A 25,208-nucleotide genomic window follows, 5' to 3' on the forward strand; every position below is an offset into this window, starting at 1 on the left:
TGGCCAACGGGTCTTTGCCGAGCGCTTTGGCGACGATGTTCTCTCACCCGGAAGCGGTGAACCGTCCGGCTTGGCCATATCGTCCGTCATCGCGGACTTGCCTTGGACGGGCGACCGGCCGCAATTTCGCCCTGAGGCCGACCGCGAAGACGCCTACGCCCTCGCCGCAGCAAAGGCTTGCGAGCGGCCGACCGATGGCACCTGTTGGGAAACCGCCGGCCGGCCACTGGTTCTCGTTGGAAGTATCCGCCATGCCGGGCTACTTCTCAGGGCAAATCGAAACCTATCGTCAAAATTTGGTTGCGAAGTTCACCCAGACCGCATCACCCTGGGCGCGGTTTTCGGCGACGACATCATGCTGCCATGATGCGCTAATCTGCATGCCCGGATTGAAGGAATAGGTGACGGAGGGACCAATGGCGAAAGCCTTGCCGCGATGCCCGTCGGCCGCGGCCGTCGGGCCGGTATCGTCCGTGAACTGTTCCAGGTAATAGCCGACCGCGCCGAGGCGGATCTTGTCGAAATTCCAGCCGACGGCATAGTCCCAGACGAATTCCGTGCCGGACTTGTAGTCCGTTTCGGTGTTTTCCGTGTTGAAGATCAGACGAGCCGTGGTGGCGACCTCGAGACCCTGCGGATCCGAATAGTGATAGCCGACGGTCGGTTGAACGGACCAGTGATTGACGCCGATATTGGCGATGTCGGAGATGTCGTACTTGCCGGTCGGCATTGCCACGTCGACACCCACGACGAACGTGTTGTTGCGATCCGGGTGCCAGGCGAGCCCCACGGAGGTGGTAATGTCGGCGAGGCCGAGCGTGGTGTCCTCACCGAATGGCAGCGACATGTCGAGATGGACGACCGGAACGACGACCTGCCCCCAGAGCTGGGCGCCCCCGATTTCGATGTCACTGACGTAGAGAAAGCGGAAGGTTTCCGCCAGCGCCTTGACCTCGAAGTCGATCGGCACCCTGTCGCCGTTCGAGTCGTTGGTCCGGTCGGCGGTGAAATAGTTGGTCTGGGAAAGGAAATAGAGACCGGGGTAGGGTGGAATGCCTGCAGCAAAGAATTGCGGCGAACCCGGCGAATACTGCGTGTTGCCGTTCTCGGCAGCCTGCGCCTGACAGAGCGTTGTTGCCGATAGTGCCGCGGCAAGCCCGAATTTCCTGAATTTCATTATCCATCCTCCTCACATGAACAACGACGACGATACCCGCGAGAAGGGCTCCGGGTCGCAAACGCGCGCACGACGTCGTCCTCGCGGTAAGCGAGTCTGGTCATCCAGATTGTCTGCTGTCCTTCCCCCTCGGCGGCCACCTCGCCACCGGCGCATCGAGACCCTTAAGGAAACCCGATACCACCTGAAATCCGGACTAAGCCGGCACTTGACGAATGTAAAATGGTCATTGGCAATACGAGCTATTCGCAGAATAAATACCCGGCTCGGACATATTCATCACGTCGCAGGGTTTATGCCTTCGACCACGCCACCCTCAGCGATCGAGCGGACCGTCTCGTGGATCTGCTCGCGGATCCACGAGAGGGCCGGATCACGTGTCCGGTAACTGTGCCACTGAAGCGACTGCTGCAGCGCGGGCAGCGGAAACGGCGGCTCCACGATCTTGATGCCACCGAGCTTCGACAGGACTTGCGCCAGGCTCCGCTGCACCAGACCGACCCTTCGGCTTCCGCGAACAAGCAGCGGCAGCGACGTGAAGAAATAGGTGGTCACCTCGATCCTCAGCTTGATACCGACGCGATCGAAGGCCCGTTGGGCGAAGCTTTCCCCGCCGTTGGGCGGTTGCATCACGACGTGGCCAGCGGACAGAAAGTCGGCCTGCGACATCACACCGGTGGAGAACGGCCCATCCGCATCGACGACGCAGCAAAGCCGGTCCTCAAGTGACCTGAGACCCTGAACTTCCTCCAGAATTTGGTAGAGTCCGTCACATCAAGGAGACGGACGAATGAAGCGTTCACGGTTCACGGAAGAACAGATCATCGGAATATTGAAGGAGCAGGAGGCGGGCGCGAAGACAGTCGATGTCTGCCGCAGGCACGGCATCTCGGATGCAACCTTCTACAAATACAAGGCGAAGTACGGCGGCATGGACGTGTCCGATGCCCGCAAGCTGAAGGCGCTCGAGGACGAGAACGCCAAGCTGAAGAAGCTGCTCGCCGAGGCCATGCTGGACAATGCGATCCTGAAGGATGTCGCTGCAAAAAAATGGTGACGCCCGATGTGAAGCGGAATGCGGTGGCTCACGTCTGTGCGCAGCACGGGGTGAGCCAGCGTCGGGCGTGCGAGGTTCTATCGGTGGATCGTTCGAGCATGCGATATCGGAGCGTGCGGCCGGACGATGCGTCCATCCGCGAGGCGATGAAGAAGGTGGCGTCCGAGCGTCGTCGCTTCGGCTATCGCCGTATCCACGTGATGCTCGACCGGCAGGGGATGGTCATGAACCTGAAGAAGCTTCGACGTCTCTATCGCGAGGAGAAGCTGACGGTGCGCAAGCGCGGCGGCCGAAAGCGGGCCTTGGGGACGAGACGTCCTTTGGCTCTGCCGTCGCGTCCGGGCGAGCGCTGGAGCCTGGACTTCGTCAGCGATGCCTTCACCGACGGCCGCCGGTTCCGTGTTCTGGCGGTGGTCGACGACTTCACCCGTGAATGCCTGTGCCTGGTCGCCGACACATCCCTGTCGGGGGCACGGCTTGCCCGCGAACTGGATAGTCTCATCGCCAGACGGGGAAAGCCGAGGACGATTGTCTCGGACAACGGCACGGAGATGACCAGTATGGCCATCCTCAAATGGTGCCAGGAAGCAAAGGTCGAATGGCACTACATCGCCCCAGGCAAGCCGATGCAGAACGGCTTCGTCGAAAGCTTCAACGGCAGCTTCCGTGACGAGTGCCTCAACGAGACCCTGTTCTCGTCGCTCACTCAGGCCCGAGCCGCCATCAACGCATGGAAGGAGGATTACAACAGGAGCAGACCCCACTCGTCGCTGGGCAATATCACCCCCAGCGAGTTCGCAATGAAAATGGCTATGGAAAAACAGGCCGCATGAGGCCAGATTAAAAACCCAAGACTCTCCCGAAAACTGGAGGGAAAGTGGGTCTCAGGTCACCCACGACCTGACCGATGCAACCGCATATTCAATGGGGCGGAGACGCCGCAGACCCTCTACCTGCATTATTGTCGCGCAGGAATGCCAACAAACGAAATCAATAGAGGGGTGGACGATAGCGTCTGTTTGATAAGAAATTGTACCTCTTCGTAACTGAGATTGCCTACGAGACTATGCACATTCGGCCATTCGCTCAGCAAAATTCCACGGCGCTGAGAAGAAGCTAAATCTTCCGCAAGACTGAGGGAGGAGTCCAAACTTACAAGATGGGCTCCGGATAGGTTTTGTTTGTAACGTTCGAATTCTTCAAAAGTAATACCTTCTCTTGTTATCCGGCTCCACTCGCGTTCAATTGTGGCAACGACCTGATCCGCATCTTGCGATCGGGCAGATGTGCGGCCATAGAAGATTCCTCCAAAATGGGTGTCTTGAAATTGAACGTTTGCAGCATATACGAGACTATCCTGGTATCTAAGACTCGAGGGCAGCCGTGAATAGGGAGTTGCTCCTAAAACAGCGGCCGCGAGATGCAACACCTCACGCTGTTCAGAGCTAAGATTTAGAAATAATTGACCAAACGTGAAGAAGCTTTGGTTTGCAATCAGATTGGAAGAGACAACGCTTGCGCCAAAATTTCGCACCGTCGGGACGACGTCCTTGCCTTCCACTAACGGAAGTTGACCGAATATGAGGTCAAGTATTTTGCCAGCTCGCATCACATTGATTGGGCCCACCAGGCCGACCGTTAGGCGCTGTCGCTGGAACTGTTGATTTGAAAAATTCCGAAGATCATCCTTTTTAATATCAGGTATTTCTCGCGTGTCATCAGGGTACTTTGTAAGGAGGTTTTGTCCAAAGCCTAAATTACCCCAAATTATATCAGCCTTTGATCGGGGTTGGGACAATTTACCTTCAATCCACGACACTAACTGCTTCTTCACACGCTCTATTGCTGCATTATCATAGGTAGGAGATCGTAGCGACGTGGCAAGTAATTCGGCACCCTTTTCCAGTCCTGAACTTGTAGTTCTCAACATAATAGCAAATTTTTCAAAATCACTTTCAAAGCTGATACTTGTTGAGCTTTCTTCAAGCTGCTTCCGGTATTCTGCGCCATCATAGTTGCCCGCTCCCTCATCAAGCAGGTAACCAACAAGGAGTGCTAGTCCTTTTTTATGAGGAGATTCTAGTGCAAAGCCTCCATCAAACTCCGCACGCAAGGCAATAACATCGGTCGAATAGTCCTCTACGAGCCAAGCTCGAACACCACTCTTTGAGAGAACCTCTTTGGGATTTGCAAAAGCACTGATCCCTGTAAACAAAAGAATGATGCAAATGAGAGCAAAAAAATAGATCGAGGTTGATTGCTTCATTCGGAAACACGCCCAAGATCGTCATCGTTCAGGGTGCTAACTACCCTTAAGTTTTCCTTTGTGATGGCTTTTGCCACGGCGTTGACTTGATCGTAGGTTACGGCTTCAATTGCTATTAGTGGGGCGGTGGCCGCTGCTGCATCAACACCCAACGCAAGCGCCTCCGCGATTTCGAAAGCCCTAACTCTGCTACTATCAAGCCGAAACCTGATGGTTCTCTCGATCAAACGTTTGGCAACTTCAAATTCTTCTCTGGTCAGGCCATTCTTGTGAACATTCAACAGGGTTGAATCAATTGCTAATTCCAATTCATGGATGCTTACAGCATCACGAGGTGATGCAATAACATTGACTAAACCCCAGTGCTTGCTTGCATATCTAAAATACATGTTTGCGTAGAGCGCCTGTTTTCTGTCGATCACCAAATACTTATAAAGTATAGATTGTTGCCCACCCCCTATGGCTGCAACCGCAATTCGCTTTGCCAAGACCTCGGCTTCTGTGATCCTTCCATAGCTTTCTGTTGCAAAGCTCATAGATAGTATTCGAGAAGCTCCCGACGCATCACGATCGCTAAACCGTATTTTACCTTGCAAAGGCAGCAGGTTGTCAGCAGAGGCAATATTCTCAGTGCCATTCTTTTTAGGAACTACACCATAGATTTCTACTGCCATTTTGTTAACGACACTGGGGTTGATGTCGCCAAATATTAGAACAACGGCATTGTTGGGTCTGTACCATTTTTCATAAAATGAAAGAACATCTGTCATTGCGATATTGTTGATGTCTCTTTCAGAGCCAATGACGGGTGTTGCATATGGATGTCCCAAAAAAAGTATCTGACGCGTGCGTTCATTTTGCAGCGCCATAGGTTCAACCTCGATTTGCTGACGGCGCTCGTTTAGGATTATTTTTCTTTCGTCATCCGCCGAGCTGGCATTTATCTCCAGACCGGACATTCGCTTTGCTTCTAGGAGCATAACGTCCCGTAACGCTTGCGGCGGAATAGTTTGGAAATAGGAAGTTGAGTTATAGGTCGTATAGGCGTTCTGCCATCCGCCCCATGAATATACTGTATTTTTTAACGTCTGCGTGCCTCCTACTCTGTTATCCTTGTAAGTAAGATGTTCAACATAGTGCGCGAGGCCACTTTTCCCTGGAGGATCGGCATCTGAACCCGCGAGATAGATCACTAGGTGTGCGACGATAGGGAACCGTGCTTGACGCAATATAACAATCTTTAAACCATTGGCTAATTCAAGTTGGACAAAATTGTTTGTGATAAGTTGTCGCTTGGTCTCTTCGCCAAATGCGACAAAGGACAAGCTCGTGATTGATATGGCAAACAGGCAAAGCGTCAGAGCTTTGACTATGTTGGGGCCAACCATTGAACTGTCCTTTCTGGCTATAGTGTGTCTAGATATGCAAGAAGAGCTTCGCGATCCCGTTGATTCACTGTTACGTATTTCTGGCGAGACAATTCTGCCTCTCCGCCATGCAAGATTATCGCTTCTTCAACCGTCGTCGCTCGTCCGTCGTGGAGATAGGGGGGGCCAAGAGAAGAGATCCCCCACAAGGGAGCCGTACGCCATTCGCTATCAGATGCCTTTCCCTCTGCAACTCCACCTTTTAGGCTTGGTCCCATGTCATGAATAGCCAGATCTGTATAAGGCATGATTTCCGTTTCGGCTCCGTTATTGAGCCATGATGCCGTTACAGTATAACTCTGGCGATGGCAGGATGAGCAACCTAGTTGAATGAAAACGTTACCGCCCTTTTTGCTGGATTCGGTGATCGGCCTACTTCTTCGCGGAGCGCTCAGGAATCGCACAAAGGCCGTCAAATCCAAGACCTCATCTTCAGTTATATAAGCATACCCAGGATCCGCTTGATGTTGCAGGGAAACTCCCACCTCACGGTTGAGCGCTGTCAAAACAAACTCAGTAATGCTGGCTTGTGATGCTTTAAGGCCAAAACGTCCAATTTTTGTGCTGTTTTCTTTTCCTCCCCAACGTCGAGAATTGTCGGTGTGCGTACCGTCAGACGCGGTCCCCGCAGACAATTGTTCATCTGAGATCAACTCAAGCAACCCAAGGCCGAATAGTCCGGGCGTCCGCCTAGAGTGAGTATTTGAAGGAAAATTGGAGAAGATAACGGTCTTATCAACATCCATATGAAATCGACTCAAACGAACAGAAGCATCGAACTCAGGAACGAATGTCATAGAGGTCAAACCACTCCCACCAGTCATCGGCACAGAGTGGCAAAAGGAGCAACTTGCACCGTTAAAAGGTTTCACAAGTGCACCTTCTGTTGGCCAAGCACGAGAGAATATCATCAAACCACGCTTGAATTGCGCAAGCTCTTGTTTTGAGAGTCCTTTAACCGGTTCACCAAAATAGGAGAAGCCCACTGGACGTTGCTCACCAAAATCTTGCTCAACTGTTCCCCCCATAGAGGCGAAAATAGCTGATAGGGATATTCCCACAGGGAAGAATACAAAAAGTACTCGTTTCAATTTGTGCCCCATCATCGCTGTTTGACAACAAATACGGTCTCACAATTCGATATGTGGCGAATTGTGAGACCGGCATGGGTTCAATCGGCTATTCGAGCGCTGCTCTTTTATCTCCAGCAGGATTTGGTAGAAATTCCAGGCCATAAGGCGCCTGCCCTACTGGCGTATATGTCAGATATTTGCCCGACTCGATGTCAAATGTCCCAACGGCATTGTTCGCCAAGTCTGTAAAAGCGATACGGCCGTCATTGCGCATGGAGACGTTCTTCATCCGCATCGATTCTGGGAAGTTAGGAGCCTCCTTGGCTCCATCCGACTCCGTATCTGTGGTCACAGAATCTTGCTGTGCCCCCGCCAAATAGGTTTTAACATTTGGAGTTGCGGTTTTGTCATCCGGTACATCTATAACTGATATGCTGTTACCATAGAAGTTGGCTACAGCGAGCCGTTTTCCATCGGGAGAACTGGTTAATCCCCAAGGAGACCGGCCGACAGCAATCTTGTCCTTAAGTTCGAACTTATCTAAATCGACAGTTGCGATGACATCGTCCCCAAAGACACTAACGTATGCTATTGAACTATCCTTCGGTACAACGACAGTATAGGGAAGATTACCTACTCTAAAGCGAGAAACTTCTCGCCTGGCGTTGATATCAACAATCGACAGACTTCCCTCGCCCCAGTTGGTAATGACTGCCAATGTGTCGTTTTTGGCAAGTGCTACACCATAAGGAACCAGTCCAACAGGAACCTGAAATAATTCCTTGCGAGATGCGACGTCAACTATTGATATGGAATTACTACCAGAATTTGCAACCACAATGCGTCCGTAGTCTGAAGTCATTGCAAGATCACGCGGGCTTTCACCTACTGGTATTGCACCGAATGCGAGATTAGCTTGAACGTCTATAATCTCGATGTTCTTGCTCCCGGATAACGCCACAAATGCAAACCGCCCGTCCTTGTCAATTTTGATATCGTAGGGCTTGGCCCCAACCCTAATCTTGGCTTTTTCAATGCCATTATCGATGTCAACTAGTGAAAGTGTATTCTCCGCCCAATTGGTGGCGATGACAAATCTGCCAGCGGTATTGTTTGATGAGCCGGCGAATGTAGATGTCATTGTAAGTGTAAATGCGGAAAGCAACAGAAAAACCTTTCCACTTGAAGAATTCAAGATAGACATAGCAAGTCTCCGTGTGCGTTGATAGCTGTTTCAGCGAAATTTATACGCTGTCAGCATTCAATTAACGCTGACAGAGAGCATTAATATATCATGGCGTTTCCTCATTGCGGTTTTTATATACACTACGCCCTAACGCGAGTCAATTGGTTGCCATTAGAGGTTGCAAGATGTTCGAAGATGGTGATAGTGTTGTGAGGACTTTATCATTCAGCCGGGACGATCTAGAATGAGTACGATCTTTCGTTATCTCGTCGCCGATGTAGACGCGGCAGTACTGTTTTACACAAAGCACCTAGGCTTCTCTTTGGAGGAGAGTTGGGGGCCACCGTTTGCTTCATTGAAACGCGGCAATCTATCGCTGTGGTTAAGTGGGCCAGCCAGTTCAGCTGCGCGAGCATTAGATAGCGGCGAAATTCCCGAACCCGGAGGTTGGAACCGGCTGGTGGTGGCCGTTGACGATGTAAAGGCTGCCGCTGAAAATTTGCGCGCCGCCAACGTTACATTTAGAAGCGACATTACCACAGGTCCAGGTGGAACACAGATTCTTATTGAGGACCCATCCGGTAATCCTATCGAGTTATTCCAACCTCAAACTACGAGATGAGCGCAATCAATGGGAAAGCTGAAGAAACATCGGCGATGGTGGATGGACTGAAGAGCAAGCATGCCTATAAATACCACCGCAAATGTTAAGCTTGACTTTGCAACATTGTGCGGCGAAGCAAAGCGCCTGTGCCGTGCGCTTGAGGCGTTCTGTTTGGGTTTTGGGAATGTCGGGGTCTCGCGGGTACTGTCGATAAATGTCCTGACCCCAACAAAATCATGCGAACGGCGCCGATTACACCGGAGAAGGTGAAGTCTGTTTTCTTGTACCATGCTGCGGCACAAGGAAGAGCGCCTGGGCCGAGCACTTGGCATGCCCAGAGTGTCGAGACTTTGAAGCGCCAGCAGCGATGGTGTCGTGCGCACGATGGCTTTTTCACTCCACTGCCGTTGAGTTTTCCACACTAAGATGCGCCCGCGTTTCGGAGAAGGTGACCTTGATTTGCCAGCGTCGAACGAAGTAGGCAATGATCTGAGCGGACTCAAGGTTGACATTGGTCTTATGAACGCCTGGGATTGCCGACGGCCTCATGGATCTTCGACGATAACCCAGCGATGGGCCGCGGCGGCGCTCCATGCCGATACCGGAGGCCCGTTCCTGACGTGACATGAAGGGTTTTGCCTGTCTGCCTGCCTTACCAGGAAGAGGTGGCATTTTCCTCAAATCATACCGTCAGTCGCGGAAAGGCGATAATTCGAGCTGTCCAATTTATCTGTAGCCCCTTGAACGCAAAAATCGCCCCCTATACGGGAGCGGTGAGGCTTTTATGTCTGAACTGGTTGCGGGGGCTGGCTCCAAATCTCTATAGTCAAGAAGTGTCGGTCTCAGTCAAAACCTGCCCGAGGATGACGGCCAAGAGGGGTCGGGTCCGCTCAGGCAAAAAAACCGGCACCTGGCCTTTGGCCTGATGCCGGGTGATGTGTCTCGCGGTGAGCGTGGCGCTTGGCCCCTCATCCGCCCTTCGGGCACCTTCTCCCCGCAGGCGGGGAGAAGGGGAAGCCTCACGCCGCTTTCGCGCTTGCGCCGTAGGGGTCGAAGCGGCCGTAGAAGGTTTCGCCCTTGGCGGCCATTTCCTTGAGGAGCGGGGTCGGCTGGAAGTGGTCGCCGTACTTTGCGGCGAGCGTTTCGCAGAGTTCCACGAAGGTCTTCACGCCCATGCCGTCGATGTAGCTGAGCGTGCCGCCGGTATAGGGGGCGAAGCCGAAGCCGAGGATGGAGCCGACATCGGCTTCGCGCGGGTCGGTGACGATGCCCTCTTCCATGGTGCGGGCCGCCTCCAGCGCGATGGTGACGAGCAGGCGCTGCTTGAGCACTTCGACGTCGACCTCGTCGGCCTTCTTCTGGGCGAACATGTCCTTCAGGCCCGGCCAGAGGAACTTCTTCGCGGGCTTCGCCGGATATTCGTAGAAGCCCTTGCCGTTCTTGCGGCCGCGGCGGTCGAGATCGTCGACCAGCTTGTTGATCAGCGCCATGTGCTTCGGCTCGACCGAGGCCTCGCCGAGATCGGCGATCGAGGCCTTGAGGATCTTCTGGGACAGGTCGATCGCCACCTCGTCGTTGAGCGACAGCGGACCGACCGGCATGCCGGCCATCTTGGCGGCATTCTCGATCATGATCGGCGGCACGCCCTCGATCAGCATGTCATAGGCTTCGTGGATGTAGCGGAAGACGCACCGGTTGACGTAGAAGCCGCGGGTGTCGTTGACGACGATCGGAGTCTTCTTGATCGCGGCGACATAGTCGAGCGCGACGGCCAGGGCCTTGTCGCCGGTTTCCTTGCCGAGGATTACTTCGGTCAGCATCATCTTCTCGACCGGCGAGAAGAAATGCACGCCGATGAACTGGGCCGGGCGCTTCGAGTTCTTGGCCAGACCGGTGATCGGCAGGGTCGAGGTGTTGGAGGCGAAGATCGAGCCCTCGGGCAGCACGGCCTCGACCGCCTCGATGACGGCCTTCTTCACGTCGCGGTCTTCAAAAACGGCCTCGACGACGAGGTCGGCATCCGACAGCGAGGCATAGTCGGCGGACGGCGTGATGAGGGAGAGCAGCTTTTCGCCGTCTTCCTTCGACATCTTACCCTTACCGACGGCGCCGGCGACCAGGCCCTCGGAATGGGTCTTGCCCTTGGTGGCGGCTTCGATGTCGCGGTCGATCAGGGTGACCGGGATGCCGGCGGCTGCCGTCACATAGGCGATCGAGGCGCCCATGAAGCCGGCGCCGACGACGCCGACCTTGTTGAATTCCGACTTCGGCACGCCGGCCGGGCGGCGGGCGCCCTTGCCGAGCTCCTGCATCGAGACGAACAGCGAGCGGATCATCGAGAAGGCTTCGGTGGTCTGGACGATCTCGGTGAAATAGCGCTGCTCGACCTTGAGCGCGGTGTCGAAGGGCAGCTGCAGACCCTCATAGACGCTCTTCAGGATGGCGAGAGCGGCCGGATAATTGCCGGCGGTTTCGCGGCGCAGGATGGCGGAAGCGGCCGGCCAGAGCTGGGCGGCAGCCGGCGTCCAGATGCCGCCGCCGGGGGCCTTGAAGCCCTTTTCGTCCCAGGGGGCGACGGGCTTCAGGCCGTCCTTGATCATCTGCTTGGCGGCCGGGATCAGCTGGTCGGGCTCGACCACCTGGTGCACGAGGTTCATCGCCTTGGCGCGCGAGGCAGTGAGCGACTGGCCGGTGGTCATCATCTGCAGGGCGTCCTGCGTGCCGGCAAGGCGCGAGACGCGCTGGGTGCCGCCGGCGCCGGGGAAGATGCCGACCTTGACTTCCGGCAGCGCCAGCTTGACCGACTTGGCATTGGAGGCGACGCGGCCGTGGCACGACAGCGCCAGCTCGAAGGCGCCGCCCATGCAAGTGCCGTTGATCGCGGCGACCCAAGGCTTGCCGTTGGTCTCGACCTTGCGCCACAGCCAGGACATGCGGCCGGCGGCGTCGAACAGCTTCCTGATCGCGGTGTCGGGATCCTTGGCCTTTTCGGCCTCGAGCATGGCGAACATGCCCTTGATCATGGTGAGGTCGGCGCCGCCGGAGAAGGTCGACTTGCCCGAGGTGAAGACCACACCCTTGACGGCGGCATCGGCGACGGTCGCATCGACGATCGCCTCGATCTCGTCCATCACCTCGACGGTGAAGACGTTCATCGACTTGTCGGGCATGTTCCAGGTGACCAGCGCAATGCCGTCGGCGTCGGTCTCAATGGTGAAGTTCTTGTAGGTGCTCATGCTGGGATTCCTCTTCCCTTGAATTTCGTTAGCGGCGCACTGACCCCTCATCCGCCTGCCTGCACTTTCTCCCCGCAGGCGGGAAGAAAGGACGGGCCGCGACGCTTTCGGTCCCCTCGCCCCGTTTACGGGGAGAGGGTGCGCCGAGCGAAGCGGAGGCGGGGTGAGGGGCTTTCATGGCGGAAAGCCTCAGACTCTCTCGATGATCGTCGCCGTGCCCATGCCGGCGCCGATGCAGAGCGTGACGAGCGCGGTGTTGAGGTCGCGCCGCTCCAGTTCGTCGAGCACGGTGCCGAGGATCATGGCGCCGGTGGCGCCGAGCGGATGGCCCATGGCGATCGCGCCGCCGGCGACGTTCATCACGTCGTGGCTGACGTTGAAATGCTGCATGAAGCGCAGCACGACGGCGGCGAAGGCCTCGTTCAGCTCGAACAGGTCGATGTCGGAGATCTTCATGCCGGAGCGCTTCAGGAGCTTTTCGGTGACGTCGACCGGGCCGGTCAACATCAGGGCCGGATCGGAGCCGATGTTGGTGAAGGCGCGGATTCGGGCGCGCGGCTTCAAGCCCATCGACTGGCCGCCGGCCTTGGAGCCGACCAGCACGGCGGCGGCGCCGTCGACGATGCCCGACGAGTTGCCGGCATGGTGGACGTAGGAGATCTTTTCGATCTCCGGATGGGCCTGGATGGCGACGGCTTCGAAGCCGCCCATCTCGCCCGGCATCTGGAAGGAAGCCTGGAGGCTCGCCAGCGACTGCATGTCGGTGCTCGGGCGCATGTGCTCGTCACGGTCGAGGATGACGAGGCCGTTCTGGTCCTTCACCGGGATGACCGACTTGGCGAAATGGCCCTTTTCCCAGGAGGCGGCGGAGCGCTTCTGGCTCTCGACGGCATAGGCGTCGACGTCGTCACGGGTAAAGCCATATTTGGTGGCGATCAGGTCGGCCGAAACGCCCTGCGGCATGAAATAGGCCGGGAAGTTGACCGAGGGGTCCATGTACCAGGCGCCGCCGGACATGCCCATGCCGATGCGCGACATGCTCTCCACGCCGCCGGCGATGACGATGTCGTCGGAGCCGGCCATGACCTTGCCGGCGGCGAGGTTGATGGCGTCGAGGCCGGAGGCGCAGAAGCGCGAGATCTGGATGCCGGGGGCGGCAAAGGCATAGCCGGCTTCGAAGGCGGCAGCCTTGGGGATGACGGCGCCGGCTTCCATCACCGGATCGACGCAGCCGAAGATGATGTCGTCGACGGTGGCGGTGTCGAGGCCGTTGCGGTCGCGCAGGGCTTCCAGCGCCTTGGCGGCAAGGCGGGGCGTCGGCACTTCGTGCAGCGAGCCGTCCTTCTTGCCACGGCCGCGCGGGGTGCGCACGTGATCGTAGATGAATACGTCGGTCATTGGTTCTCTCCCTTGGTAGCAACCGGGTTGCCGTGGAATTCTATCGGGCCGACAGGCTGGCCCGGCGTTTGCTTCAAGCACCCCCTCACTTGCGATTTCTAACACTTAGCTAAAGCTAAGATGTTGAAATCGCTTTCTCTCCCACAAGGGGAGAGATGCCGGCTCCGCGAGCTCGGCGCCCCCCTCTCCCCTTGTGGGAGAGGTTACAAAATCGGCAGCTTAGCGCAGCTAAGTGCCCGATTTTGTTGGTGAGGGGGCGTCCTCAGCCACTATCAGAACGCTTCGGCGGCCATTTCCATGACGCTGTCGGCGCCGGCCTCGATGCGGATCTTGCGCAGTGCCGTCTCCGGCATGATCTTCTCCATGAAGAAGCGGCCGGTGAGCAGCTTGTTCTTGAAGTAGTCGGCATCGCCGGTGCCGGCGGCCAGGCTTTCATTGGCGGCCTTGGCCATCTTCGCCCACATGTAGCCGAGCACGACGAGGCCGAACATGTGCATGTAGTCGGTCGAGCCGGCGCCGGCATTGTCGGGCTTGGCCATGGCGTTCTGCATGAACCACATGGTCGAGGCCTGCAGGTCGTTCAGCCCCTTCTTCAGCGACTTGGTGAAGAAGGAGAGGTTTTCGTCGGCGCGGTTTTCCTCGCAGAAATCGCCGATCTCCTTGAACAGGGCCATGACGGCGCGGCCGCCATTGGCGCCGAGCTTGCGGCCGACGAGGTCGAGCGCCTGGATGCCGTTGGCGCCCTCGTAGATCATGGCGATGCGGGCATCGCGGACATACTGGCTCATGCCGTGCTCTTCGATATAGCCGTGGCCGCCGAAGACCTGCTGCGCCATGACGGCATGATCGAAGCCCTTGTCGGTCAGAACACCCTTCAGGATCGGGGTGGCGAGACCGAGCAGGTCGTCGGCCGTCTGCTTCTCGGTCGCGTCGCCGGAACGGTGGGCGATGTCGGATTTCAGCGCGGTCCACAGCGTGAAGGCGCGGCCGGCTTCGGTGAAGGACTTGATGGTCAGAAGCGCGCGGCGGATGTCCGGGTGAACGATGATCGGGTCGGCTTTCTTGTCCGGCGCCTTGACGCCCGACAGCGAGCGGCCCTGGATGCGCTCGCGCGCATAGTTGACGGCATTCTGGTAGGCGACTTCGGCGATCGACAGGCCCTGGAGGCCGACGCCGAGGCGGGCCTCGTTCATCATGACGAACATGGCGGCAAGGCCCTTGTTCTCGGCGCCGAGCAGATAGCCGGTCGCCTCGTCATAGTTCATCACACAGGTCGAGTTGCCGTGGATGCCCATCTTGTGCTCGATCGCGCCGCAGGAAACGGTGTTGCGCGCGCCGACCGAACCATCTTCATTGACCATGAACTTCGGAACGATGAACAGCGAGATGCCCTTGGTGCCTTCCGGCGCGCCCTCGATGCGGGCGATCACCAGATGGATGATGTTGTCGGTCATGCCGTGTTCGCCGGCCGAGATGAAGATCTTCTGGCCGGAAATCTTGTAGGAGCCGTCGCCCTGCGGAACCGCCTTGGTGCGCAGCAGGCCGAGATCGGTGCCGCAATGGGGTTCGGTGAGGTTCATGGTGCCGGACCAGGTGCCCTCAACCATCTTCGGCAGGTAGGTCTGCTTCTGCGCGTCCGAACCGTGCACGAGGATCGCGGCGATCGCGCCCTGGGTCAGGCCCGGATACATCATCAACGCCATGTTGGCGGACGACATGTATTCGCCGACGGCGGCGTGCAGCGTGTAGGGCAGGCCCTGGCCGCCGAATTCCTGCGGCACGGCGAGACCGATCCAGCCGCCTTGGCAATAGGCGTCATAGGCTTCCTTGAAGCCCTTCGGCACCGTCACGGTTCCGTCGTCGTTGCGCTTGCAGCCTTCCTGGTCGCCGGAGAGATTGAGCGGGAAGAGCTGTCCTTCGGCCAGCTTCGCAGCCTCGCCGACAATGGCCTCGATCATGTCCGGCGTGGCGTCCTCGAAACCGGGCAGATTGTGGTAGCGGTCGAGGCCGAGCACATTGTTCAGAACGAAAAGCGTATCGTTTACCGGGGCCTTGTAGACAGGCATGGATCATCTTCCTCCGAGACTAGATGCCGGACGGGGTCCGGATGGGTTCAGGCTATATATAAAATATTGACGTTTGCGTAAACGTCAAAATCTGCAGCGCGGAGGATTTTTTGCGCTTTCCCGCCGCCGGGTCGCATCTGCGCAGCCGAATCCACGAGCCCCCCAGCGCAGGATAATTCAGAAAGCGTTAAAAGTTTTTTCAGTCCGGTTAACGGGTTGTTTACCACGTTTCGTGAATTGTTGCGGGCGAAAGGTGATGATCCGCACTGCGTCGCGGCGGCCTCCGGATATCCGGTCCCAAGCCACTGCCGGGCATCTGTTCCGGCCAAGCGACCGGAGCCGACCATCGCCGAGCATCACCACACCCCGGGACCTTCGGTCCGGGGCGACCTGAACCGAAGCGAGCAAGACCATGAACGGATCGCGATCTACTCCTTCCCGCCCCGGCGGCGCTTCATCGCTCGACGCGCTGAACCGCACGATCGAAGGGCTGGAGGCGCGCATCGAAGGCCTGATGGGGACCACGGCGCGTCCGCGCCTGCCGGAGGAGCCGAGACGCGAAGGCGTGCGCGAGCGCGTCGAGGAACGCCTGCTGCGCTCCGAGCGCGACCAGCGCCCCGATCCGCTCGCAGAGATCCGCCAGCGCCAGCGCATGCTCGAGGAAAGCCGCTCGCGCCCGCTGGAACGCGCCGTACCCGCGCCCCGCACGGCCGAACGCGCCGATCCCTACATGCCGGCACCGCAGCCGCGCTCCGCTTCCATCCAGCCGCAGCAGCCGGCCGCCTTTCCGGCCGAGACGATTACCCGCGACATCACCCAGGCCTTGCTCGGGCTGCGCCAGGAACTGAAGCAGGACATTTCGGAGGGGCTTGCCCGCGAGATCAGCGGCCTGCGCAACGAGATGCGGGGCATCCGCAGCCTTGCCGAACAGCAGCGCCCGTCCGACGACGTGCGCGAGGACATTGCCCGCCTTGCCGACAGCATCCAGCACCTGGGCCAGGTCCGGGCGCCGGGCGCCGACGGGCTGCGCGCCGAATTCGAGGAACTGCGTTCGCTGATGGACGGTCTGGCGCGCGAGGATTCGGTGCGCCACATGGAAAGCCGCTGGGAGCAGATCGAGGAACGGCTGGAGGATGCCGATCCGGCAACCCTCAGGGACGAACTCGTGCGGCTCGCCGACCGGCTCGACGACATCAAGGCGCATCTCGGCACGATGGGCGACAATCGCGCCATCCACGCGCTGGAAGACAAGCTCGTGACGCTGGCGGCGGCCCTCGAACATATCGGCGCCCATATCGATCCGAGCGAACGCATGCTGACGGAGCAGTTTGCCGGCATCGACATGCGGCTCGACGAAATCACCCGGGCGATCGCCGCCGGTAGCCGCACGGTCGCCAATACGCCCGACAACACGACCTTCCAGCGCATTGAGGACCGCATCACCGGTCTTGCCCGCCAGATCGAGCTTCTCGCCCAGCATCAGCGCCCAGAGGAAGATCCAGCGAGCGATCTCGGCGAACGGATCGAATCCCTTGCCGCGCGCATCGAGGAACTGACCGCCGAGCAGGCCGCCAACCGACTCGAGGAACGCCTCGACCACCTGTCGCAGCTACTGGAACGGGCGCAGAAGCCGGTGCCGCAGCCGGAGCTGACCAGCTATCTCGCCGACATTTCCCGCAAGATCGACGCGCTCGACCACGGCGAAGTCAACGACCGGCTGGCCGACCGGCTGGACCTTCTGGCCCGCCGCATCGAGGAAATCGACGTCCCGGAGGCGAGCCCCGCCCGCATCGACGACAGCGTGCTTCGGCATTTCGAACAGCGCCTCAATGCCGTGGTCGACCGGCTCGAAGAAACGAACGCGACGCCGGCTGGCGACAATGCCAGCCTGCGCGGTCTCGAGGAGCAGATCGCCCATCTGTCGGCGCTGATCAGCAGCCCCTCGGCCGAGAGCGGCTCGGGCACGCAGTTTGCCGGGCGCATCTCGGCGCTCGAAGACTATATGGCGACGAGCGACGAATACATCATCGAAGCGGCGCGCCAGGCGGCGGAAACCGTGATGGAAACCTATGCACGGCAGGCGCCGGCGCAGGGCGGCAGCACGGCCGACGTGGCGGCACTTTCCGCGCTGTCCGACCATCTGCGCCATCTCGAGGATTTCAGCCGCCATTCCGAGGAGCGCACGCACCGGACCTTCGAGGCCCTGCACGACACGCTGGTGCAGATCGCCACTCGGCTCGACCAGCTGGGTGAAAGCGGCCAGCGTCTTGCGCATGAGGCCGCCGCCGCGCCTGAGGCCCCGCCGCGGTCGCAGCCTGTCGACCAGTCTGCACGGGCGCAGCCAGTCACCCAGGCCTTTGCGGAGAGCGCGCCCGCCATCGACACGGTTCAGGCACAACACGAGGCCGCAGCAACCGTTCAGGTCGACACGCTGCTGACCGAAGCGCCGATGATCGAAGCGGCGCGGTCGGAGAAGAAGGCAGAAAAGCCGAGCCTGCTCGCAGGCCTCAGCAAGCGCCTGCTGCCCGGCCAGAAGAAGGACGTGCAGGCCGCGTCAGGCCGCCGCCACATCGACAAGGCGCCGTCGATCGATCCGGCCGAGGTCATGCCCTCGGAAGAAGAAAACGAATTGCTGGAACCGGGCTCCGGCGCGCCGGACGTCCGCAAGATCCTCGAACGCGTCCGGGCGAGCCAGGCCAGCCAGCGTGGAGAGGCGGCCGGCGACGCCGATGCCGACCGGGCCGACTATATCGCCGCCGCGCGCCGCGCCGCTCAGGCCGCCGCGCTCGAGATGGAGCATACGCCGAGAACCACCTCGGCCATGCCGTCGAACGCTGCCGAAAAGGTTTCTGCCCTTGCCCGCTATCGCCGTCCTATCCTGATGGCGGTCGGCGCGATCCTGCTCGCCGCCATGGCCTTGCCGCTCGTCAATACGCTGACCCGGGGCGAGAAGTCGCCGCCGACGATCACCGCACCGACCGTCGAGAACAGCATGGCGCCGGTCGCCGACGACAAGGAAACGGCCGCGCAGACCGCGATCGAACCGTCCGCAGCGACCGAGGAGCAGCTCGCCGCGACCTCCGTTCCGGCCGAACCGACCATCACCACCGAGGCGCCTGCCCCTGCGGCGGCCGCACTCGCCGAGCATGCTCCACTGGATGACGGCGCGCCGCAGACGCTAACGCCGGCCGGATCCGAACAGGTCGAGCAGACCGACGGTTTTGCCCCGGCGCCAAAGGCAGCACTGCCGGAAGACGCCGTCGCCGCTGCCGCTCCGCAGGCCGAAACCGCAGCCCAGCCGGCAACGGCTCCGGCCGCCGAGATCGTCGTTCCGGCGGAGATCACGCCGCCGTCGCTGTCGCTTGCCGCCAAGCAGGGCGACCCGCTGGCGCTGTTCGAAATCGGCGCGCGCTATACCGACGGCCGCGGCGTGGCAAGCGACTTCACCGAAGCGGCGAAGTGGTACAGGCTCTCGGCCGACAAGGGTTTCGCCCCGGCCCAGTACCGACTCGCCAACCTCCTGGAAAAGGGCACCGGTGTGCCGCGCGACATCGCAGCCGCCAAGGCGCTCTACCAGAAGGCCGCAGACGCCGGCAATGCCAGCGCCATGCACAACCTTGCCGTCCTCTACGCCTCGGGCAGCGACGGGGCGCAGGACTATGCCAAGGCCGCCGAATGGTTCGGCAAGGCCGCCGATCTCGGCGTCTCGGACAGCCAGTTCAACCTGGCGATCCTCTATGCGCGCGGCAATGGCGTGCCGCAGGACCTCGAGGCTTCCTACAAGTGGTTCGCGCTGGTCGCCAAGGAAGGCGACAAGGACGCTGCCCAGAAGCGCGACGAAGTGGCCAATGCCATGAAGCCGGATCAGCTGGAGCGGGCCCGCGCCCAGGTCGACCTGTGGAAGGCCAAGCCCCTCGACGTCGACGCAAACTCCGCCAACATCCCGGACGAGTGGGTCGGCAAGGGCCTGAAAACCGCCAGCGTCGACATGAAGAAGGCGATCCGCAACATTCAGGCGATCCTGGGCAGGAACGGTTTCGATGCCGGCACGCCGGACGGCGTGATGGGCGAAAAGACCGTCTCCGCCATCAAGGCCTTCCAGAAGTCGATCGGCCAGGAACCGACCGGCCAGGTGACGGACAAGCTGGTCAACGAACTGCTGGCGCGCAACAAATAAAGGCGGCGCGTCATAAAAATGGAAAAAAGCCGGCGTAAGGCAGGCCCAAGAATTGACTCACCCTGCTTGGGGGCGCAAGAAAGAACTGATATAGGTCAAGTCCGATCAAAGACTTGAGCCTGTTTCGCTTTCTGCCGAACACAGGCGGCATCCCCGACTTGACCCCCTTTTGAACCCGCTTCGGCGGGCTGGCGCATTTGAGGTCCGAGCGTGACGATCTACCTGCCGATCGCAGAACTGTCGGTGAACATCTTCATCATTCTCGGAATGGGTGCCGCCGTCGGGTTTCTGTCCGGCATGTTCGGCGTCGGCGGCGGGTTTCTCATCACGCCGCTGCTGATCTTCTACAACATTCCGCCCGTGGTCGCCGTTGCGACCGGCGCCAACCAGGTGGTGGCCTCCTCGGTCTCCGGGGCGATTACGCATTTCCGCCGCGGCACGCTCGACGTCAAGCTCGGGCTGGTGCTGCTCGTCGGGGGTCTCGCCGGCGCCTCGATCGGCGTGTTCATCTTCTCCTGGCTGAGGCGGCAGGGCCAGCTCGACCTCGTCATTTCGCTACTCTACGTCGTCTTTCTCGGCACCGTCGGCATCCTGATGCTGATGGAGAGCCTCAACGCCATGCGCCGGGCGGCGCGGAACCAGCCGGTGAGCCTCAAGCGCCCCGGCCAGCACAACTGGGTGCACCGCCTGCCCTTCAAGATGCGGTTCAAGAAGTCGAAGATCTATCTGAGCGTTCTGCCGATCATCGCGCTCGGCTTCGCCATCGGTATCCTGACGTCGGTGATGGGCGTCGGCGGCGGCTTCATCATGGTGCCGGCGATGATCTATCTGCTGCGCATCCCGACGAGCGTCGTCGTCGGCACCTCGCTGTTCCAGATCATCTTCACCACCGCCTACACCACCATCGTCCAGGCGGCGACCAACTATTCGGTCGACATCGTGCTCGCCTTCATCCTGATGCTCGCCGGCGTCATCGGCGCGCAATACGGTGTGCGCGTCGGCCAGAAGCTGCGCGGCGAACAGCTGCGCGCGCTGCTCGGCCTGCTGGTCCTGGCGGTGGGGCTCAGGCTCGCGGTCGAGCTGGTGGTTACGCCGGACGACCTCTATTCCATCGCGATCGGAGGCTGACGATGCGCCGGCTCCTCCTCACAGTCTCGACCGTGGCCGTCCTTCTCCTCGGCAGCGAAAGCCGCGCCCAGGTGCCGCTCGCGACCGACATGACCGGCAAGGAGGGCCTCGACATCGGCACCTCCACCAGCGAAATCGCCATCACCTCGGATTTCCGCGGCGCCGATCTTACCATTTTCGGCGCCGTGACCAACACCGACACGCTGCTGCTGGCGATCGGCCAGTATGACGTGGTCGTGACGCTGGAAGGGCCGCGCGACGACACGACGGTGCGGCGCAAGGACCGGCTGTTCGGCATCTGGGTCAACCGCACGTCCATGACCTTCGAGCGCATGCCGACCTCCTATTCGCTGGCGAGCACGCGGGCGCTTTCGGAAGTCACCAAGCCGCAGACGCTGACCCAGCTCGGCATCGGTACCGACCACATGGCGCTGACGCCGACCGGCTACCTGAGCAATGCCGCCAATCTCAAGGATTTCCGCGAGGCGTTCCGGCGACTGAAGCAGACAGGCGGCCTCTACCAGGGCGAAGAGGCGGGCGTGCGCTTCGTCAGCTCCAGCCTGTTCAAGGCGACGCTCCGGCTGCCGGCCAATATTCCCGACGGGGTGCACATCGCCCATGCCTATCTGTTCAAGACCGGCGAGTTCATCGCCGAGCGGGAGCTGCCGCTCCGGGTGATCAAGACTGGCCTGGAAGATTCCATTTCGCAGGCGGCGCACGAGAACCCGCTGACCTACGGCATGTTTTCGGTGCTGCTGGCGCTGATCACCGGCTGGGGTGCGAGCCTGATCTTCCGCCGCGACTAGTCCCGTTCGGCCGTCTCCATCTTCGCCTTGACCTCGAGATAGGCCGCGGTCAGCCGCGCGAGCGCCGACGGCGTGCCGGCGGGCATCGGCGTGCCGAGATGCAGGGCCTTAAGCTCGGCCATGAAATCCCGCCAGAGGTCACGCCCGCCTTTTTCCAGAAGTTCGGCGCGGATGGCCAGGTCTTCCGACACGTCCAGATATTTGCGGCCCCAGGCGCCCATTTCGGCGAACAGCGGCACGAGGTCGATCGACATTTCGGTGAGGCTGTAGATCGCCTTCTGCTTGTGGCTCGGATCGTCGGCGCGGCTGAGCAGTCCCTTGTCGACCAGCTTCTTCAGGCGATCGGCGAGAATGTTGGAGGCGATCCCCTCCTCGGAATTCTGTAAAAGTTCGCGGAAGTGGCGGCGGTTGCCGAACATGACGTCGCGGATGACGATCAGGCTCCAGCGGTCGCCGAGAACCTCGAGCGTCAGATTGATCGGGCATCCGGAGCGGTGGGTTTCGGACATGGCGTCTCCTCTCGACCAGTTGCGATCTGCCATCAGTTGAGCTAAAAGACAACCGCTTGCATATCGCAATCAGTTTTTGCCATTCAAAGGGAGGACCCCATGCGCAAACTGATCATCTGGAACCTGATGACGCTCGACGGCTATTTCGAGGGCAAGTCGCCCTGGGATCTCGGTTATCACCAACTCGCCTGGGGCGAGGAATTGAGAGCCTATTCACTGGAGATCGGCCGGCAGGCGGACCTGCTCGTCTTCGGCCGCAAGACCTATGAGGGCATGGCGGCCTATTGGATCGACGCAAGCGAAGAACTGGAGATCAAGGACTACATGAACGCGATCGCCAAGATCGTCGCCAGCCGCAGCCTCGACAGGGCGGACTGGAACAATACCCGCATCGTGCACGACATCGTCGGCGAAATCACCACGCTCAAGGCGCAGCCGGGCAAGGACATCTTCGTCTTCGGCAGTGCGGAACTCACGGACAGCCTGCTCAAGGCCGGGCTGGTCGACGAGATCCGGCTCTGCATCGTGCCGGTCGTGCTCGGCGGCGGCAATCCGCATTTCAAGGCAGCCGAGACGCCGAGGGTGTTCACGCTGCTCGAGACCCGGCCGCTGAAGACCGGCGGGGTGATCCTGCGCTATGCGCCTGCGCCGGGAGGCTGAAGCCTAGACGATGCAGCGCGGACCAGGGTCGCAGCCGCGTCGCCCGCGGTCTCCATATAACCCGGATCGCGATTGAGCAGCACGACGGCGAAGGCGCCGTCGAACAGCAGGATGATCTGGCGGGCGAGCATGCGCGGTTCGGGCAATCCGTCCGCTTCGAACAGCCCTGCGAGCCAGTCCTCGACCCGCCGCTTGTGGGCCGCGCCGATCTTGATCGCCGGATGACCGGGCATATTGGCAAGCTCGGCGGAGGTGCGCAGGAAGCCGCAGCCTTTCCATTTCGGGTGACGGGCGAAGGCCGCGAGCCGGACGAAGATGGTCCTGATCCGCTCCGGCAAGGGACCTTCCGCCTCGGCGAACCATTGCTGGAACCTGGCGAAGCTCGGCTGGTCGCGCTGTTCGAGATAGGCGGCGACCAGATCGTCCTTGCTCTCGAAGTGATAGTAGAGCGTTCGTTTGGTAATGCCGGCCTTGTCGGCGATCGCGTCGACGCTGACGCGACGGATGCCCTCGTCATAGAAGAGCTTCGCGGCGGCGGAGATGATGCTTTCCCGGGTCTGTCTCGGTGGCGCTGTCATGCAGGCAATGTATACCGACCAGTGAGTGTGCACAATCCGCTCATTTTGCTAGCCTTGCGTGATGGCAGAACATTGCGGAGGCAAGGGCATGGGACGGCGGGACGAGGCCGGCGTGGCGTGGGTCGGGACCGGGGCAAAGGGGATGGCGAAGCCCACCGAGGGAACCGCCGTCGAGATCGCCTGCCGGGACGGGGTCATGCTCGGCGGGCATGTCTGGGGCGGAGCGGAGGACGCGCCGAACGGCACGGTCATCATCAATCCGGCGACCGGCGTGCTTGCGCGCTACTATCACTATTTCGCACGCTTCCTGGCCGACCACGGCTTTCAGGTCCTGACCTACGACTATCGCGGGATCGGCCTCTCCCGGCCGGCGCGACTGAAGGGTTGCGGCTACCGCTGGCGCGACTGGGGCGAATGCGATTTCGAAGCCGCCGTCGAATTCATGTCGGCCCGGTGCAAGGAGGGACCGCTCCTGGTCGTCGGCCACAGCATAGGCGGCTTTCTGCCCGGTCTGGCGTGCAATGTCGACCGGATCGACCGGATGCTGACGGTCGGCGCGCAATATGCCTATTGGCGTGACTATGCGGCGGAGGGGAGATGGCGGCTGTTCTTCAAATGGCACGTGGCCATGCCGGTACTGACCGCACTGTTCGGCTTTTTTCCCGGCAGGCGCCTCGGCTGGCTGGAAGACCTGCCGGGGCCGGTCGCCAACGAATGGAGCTTTCGCCGGGCGCGCATGGAACTCAGCCATCCGCCGCACGAGAGGGCGGAGGTGCTCCGGCGCTTCGCCGCCGTGAGAGCGCCGATCCTGGCCATTGCCGTGTCGGACGACGAACTGGGGACCGTGCCGGCCATTCGGCGGGCGCTCGCCTACTATCGCAATGCCGTGCCGAGCGAGGCCCTTCTCCAGCCGTCCGATCTCGGCTTCGACAGGATCGGGCATTTCGACCTCTTCCATGCCCGCCATGCCAACGGTTTCTGGCTCGACGCGCTGCTCTGGCTGCGGGACGGCATCAATCCGTGGCCGGATCGCTCCGGAGATCGGTGACGGCCTCGTGGCGGAGGTCGGAGCCGCCGGTCAGCACGCGAAGGCCGGCATCATCAGGTACCATCAGTGACGAAGCCGGGACGGCGGGCCTTCTCTTCGCGTGGGAGCACGGTGGCCCGGGGATGCAGGCAGCAGGTACCTGCCTCCTCCCCCTGGCCGCGGCGCGGCGCGTGGCGATTCATCAAAGTCCATGCGCCCGGGGCGATTGAGGTGTATGATCCTCCGCCTGGGAGGACATTGCCATGTATAAACACATGCTCGTGCCTACGGATGGGTCGCCACTCTCGACGGCGGCCGTGGAGAACAGTCTTTCCTTCGCCAAGGAGATCGGCGCGAAGGTTACCCTGCTGACAGTGATCGAGCCGTTCCACATCCTCTCGGCCAATGCCGAACAGCTTGCCGGGACGCGCAGCACCTATGAAGAGCACGCCAAGGCCGAAGCCGAAAAGCATCTGGCCGGCCTAAAGGAAAAGGCCGGTTCGATGGGCGTCGCCTGCGAGGCGGTCCATGCCGTCAGCGGCGAACCCTATCAGTGCATCATCGATACGGCGGTCAGGAATAACTGCGACCTGATCACCATGGCCTCGCATGGTCGACGCGGCGTCAGCGCCTTGGTTCTCGGCAGCGTCACCATGAAGGTGCTGACGCATTCGAAGATCCCGGTGCTGGTCTATCGGTGACAGCGGGGTCGGCTCTGAAAATTGGCGGCTCGGGCTGAGACCGGCCCCAGCCGGGGGGGCGTGCGACCGCCCTGCGAAGTCAGGCGGCGGCGCGCAGAGCCTGTCGCCGGGCTCGTGCGACAGGGGCGAAAT

19 protein-coding genes are annotated in these 25,208 nt (G+C 60.2%); 8 read left to right on the plus strand and 11 right to left on the minus strand.

Annotation, left to right across the window (positions count from 1 at the left end):
* Positions 1 to 289: 289 nt before the first annotated feature.
* Both AC07Y0_RS16550 and AC07Y0_RS16555 read right to left on the minus strand, forming a co-directional pair.
* Entirely contained in the window at positions 290 to 1,177 is an 888-nt protein-coding gene (locus tag AC07Y0_RS16550) for a SphA family protein (RefSeq protein WP_498678823.1), read from the minus strand.
* 279 nt (positions 1,178 to 1,456) lie between these two features.
* Positions 1,457 to 1,933: a LysR substrate-binding domain-containing protein gene (locus tag AC07Y0_RS16555; RefSeq protein WP_498680257.1), complete on the minus strand. Its 477-nt coding sequence runs from the start codon at positions 1,931 to 1,933 to the stop codon at positions 1,457 to 1,459.
* A 34-nt stretch (positions 1,934 to 1,967) separates the two neighbouring features.
* Here AC07Y0_RS16555 and AC07Y0_RS16560 point away from each other — a divergent pair.
* A protein-coding gene (locus AC07Y0_RS16560; RefSeq protein ID WP_498673386.1) for an IS3 family transposase occupies positions 1,968 to 3,067 on the plus strand; the annotation gives its coding sequence in 2 pieces (ribosomal slippage) (positions 1,968 to 2,220 and positions 2,220 to 3,067; 1,101 coding nt in all).
* Positions 3,068 to 3,192: 125 nt separating this feature from the next.
* Here the strand turns inward: AC07Y0_RS16560 and AC07Y0_RS16565 are convergent.
* From AC07Y0_RS16565 to AC07Y0_RS16580, 4 genes are all read right to left on the minus strand, one after another.
* Positions 3,193 to 4,500: a M16 family metallopeptidase gene (locus AC07Y0_RS16565; protein ID WP_498678824.1), complete on the minus strand. Its 1,308-nt coding sequence runs from the start codon at positions 4,498 to 4,500 to the stop codon at positions 3,193 to 3,195.
* Positions 4,497 to 5,888 carry a M16 family metallopeptidase gene (locus AC07Y0_RS16570; RefSeq protein ID WP_498678825.1) on the minus strand — a complete coding sequence of 464 codons (1,392 nt, stop codon included), beginning with the start codon at positions 5,886 to 5,888 and terminating at the stop codon, positions 4,497 to 4,499. The genes AC07Y0_RS16565 and AC07Y0_RS16570 overlap by 4 nt, the downstream gene beginning before the upstream one ends.
* Before the next feature lie 17 nt (positions 5,889 to 5,905).
* On the minus strand, positions 5,906 to 7,018 hold the full coding sequence (locus AC07Y0_RS16575) for a di-heme oxidoredictase family protein (protein WP_498678826.1): 1,113 nt from the start codon (positions 7,016 to 7,018) through the stop codon (positions 5,906 to 5,908).
* An 88-nt stretch (positions 7,019 to 7,106) separates the two neighbouring features.
* Positions 7,107 to 8,204: a YncE family protein gene (locus AC07Y0_RS16580; RefSeq protein ID WP_498678827.1), complete on the minus strand. Its 1,098-nt coding sequence runs from the start codon at positions 8,202 to 8,204 to the stop codon at positions 7,107 to 7,109.
* 226 nt (positions 8,205 to 8,430) lie between these two features.
* Between AC07Y0_RS16580 and AC07Y0_RS16585 the strand changes: the two genes are divergently transcribed.
* Positions 8,431 to 8,808 carry a VOC family protein gene (locus AC07Y0_RS16585; RefSeq protein WP_498678828.1) on the plus strand — a complete coding sequence of 126 codons (378 nt, stop codon included), beginning with the start codon at positions 8,431 to 8,433 and terminating at the stop codon, positions 8,806 to 8,808.
* A gap of 1,001 nt (positions 8,809 to 9,809) precedes the next feature.
* Here AC07Y0_RS16585 and AC07Y0_RS16590 read toward each other — a convergent pair.
* The 3 genes from AC07Y0_RS16590 to AC07Y0_RS16600 form a co-directional block, all read right to left on the minus strand.
* Positions 9,810 to 12,026 carry an FAD-dependent oxidoreductase gene (locus tag AC07Y0_RS16590; protein WP_498678829.1) on the minus strand — a complete coding sequence of 739 codons (2,217 nt, stop codon included), beginning with the start codon at positions 12,024 to 12,026 and terminating at the stop codon, positions 9,810 to 9,812.
* Positions 12,027 to 12,215: 189 nt separating this feature from the next.
* A complete protein-coding gene (locus AC07Y0_RS16595) occupies positions 12,216 to 13,424 on the minus strand; it encodes an acetyl-CoA C-acetyltransferase (protein WP_498678830.1) in 1,209 nt (402 codons plus the stop codon).
* Between the two features lie 272 nt (positions 13,425 to 13,696).
* Positions 13,697 to 15,490, minus strand: a complete 1,794-nt coding sequence (locus tag AC07Y0_RS16600) for an acyl-CoA dehydrogenase C-terminal domain-containing protein (RefSeq protein WP_498678831.1) — start codon at positions 15,488 to 15,490, stop codon at positions 13,697 to 13,699.
* A 412-nt stretch (positions 15,491 to 15,902) separates the two neighbouring features.
* On the opposite strand from AC07Y0_RS16600, the gene AC07Y0_RS16605 reads away from it, so the two are divergent.
* The 3 genes from AC07Y0_RS16605 (at position 15,903) to AC07Y0_RS16615 (ending at position 21,601) form a co-directional block, all read left to right on the plus strand.
* Positions 15,903 to 19,667, plus strand: a complete 3,765-nt coding sequence (locus AC07Y0_RS16605; protein ID WP_498678832.1) for a peptidoglycan-binding protein — start codon at positions 15,903 to 15,905, stop codon at positions 19,665 to 19,667.
* 210 nt (positions 19,668 to 19,877) lie between these two features.
* Positions 19,878 to 20,795 carry a sulfite exporter TauE/SafE family protein gene (locus AC07Y0_RS16610; RefSeq protein WP_498678833.1) on the plus strand — a complete coding sequence of 306 codons (918 nt, stop codon included), beginning with the start codon at positions 19,878 to 19,880 and terminating at the stop codon, positions 20,793 to 20,795.
* 2 nt (positions 20,796 to 20,797) lie between these two features.
* Positions 20,798 to 21,601 (plus strand): TIGR02186 family protein, encoded by an 804-nt coding sequence (locus AC07Y0_RS16615; protein WP_498678834.1) that lies wholly within the window; start codon positions 20,798 to 20,800, stop codon positions 21,599 to 21,601.
* Here AC07Y0_RS16615 and AC07Y0_RS16620 read toward each other — a convergent pair.
* The gene (locus AC07Y0_RS16620; RefSeq protein ID WP_498678835.1) at positions 21,598 to 22,110 is read right to left on the minus strand and encodes a winged helix-turn-helix transcriptional regulator; all 513 of its coding nucleotides are present in this window, start codon (positions 22,108 to 22,110) and stop codon (positions 21,598 to 21,600) included. The two genes, AC07Y0_RS16615 and AC07Y0_RS16620, sit on opposite strands and share 4 nt — an antisense overlap.
* Positions 22,111 to 22,209: 99 nt before the next feature.
* On the opposite strand from AC07Y0_RS16620, the gene AC07Y0_RS16625 reads away from it, so the two are divergent.
* Positions 22,210 to 22,770, plus strand: coding sequence for a dihydrofolate reductase family protein (locus tag AC07Y0_RS16625; protein ID WP_498678836.1), 561 nt, complete (start codon positions 22,210 to 22,212; stop codon positions 22,768 to 22,770).
* On the opposite strand, the gene AC07Y0_RS16630 is transcribed toward AC07Y0_RS16625, so the two are convergent.
* Positions 22,746 to 23,348, minus strand: coding sequence for a TetR/AcrR family transcriptional regulator (locus AC07Y0_RS16630; RefSeq protein WP_498678837.1), 603 nt, complete (start codon positions 23,346 to 23,348; stop codon positions 22,746 to 22,748). The genes AC07Y0_RS16625 and AC07Y0_RS16630 overlap by 25 nt on opposite strands.
* Before the next feature lie 142 nt (positions 23,349 to 23,490).
* Here AC07Y0_RS16630 and AC07Y0_RS16635 point away from each other — a divergent pair, with 142 nt between their 5' ends.
* Both AC07Y0_RS16635 and AC07Y0_RS16640 read left to right on the plus strand, forming a co-directional pair.
* Entirely contained in the window at positions 23,491 to 24,396 is a 906-nt protein-coding gene (locus AC07Y0_RS16635; RefSeq protein WP_498678838.1) for an alpha/beta hydrolase family protein, read from the plus strand.
* A gap of 242 nt (positions 24,397 to 24,638) precedes the next feature.
* Complete coding sequence (locus AC07Y0_RS16640; protein ID WP_498678839.1) at positions 24,639 to 25,076, plus strand: universal stress protein; 438 nt, start codon at positions 24,639 to 24,641, stop codon at positions 25,074 to 25,076.
* The last annotated feature ends 132 nt before the right edge of the window (positions 25,077 to 25,208 follow it).

This window comes from Allorhizobium sp. GW101-3B10, assembly GCF_059424725.1.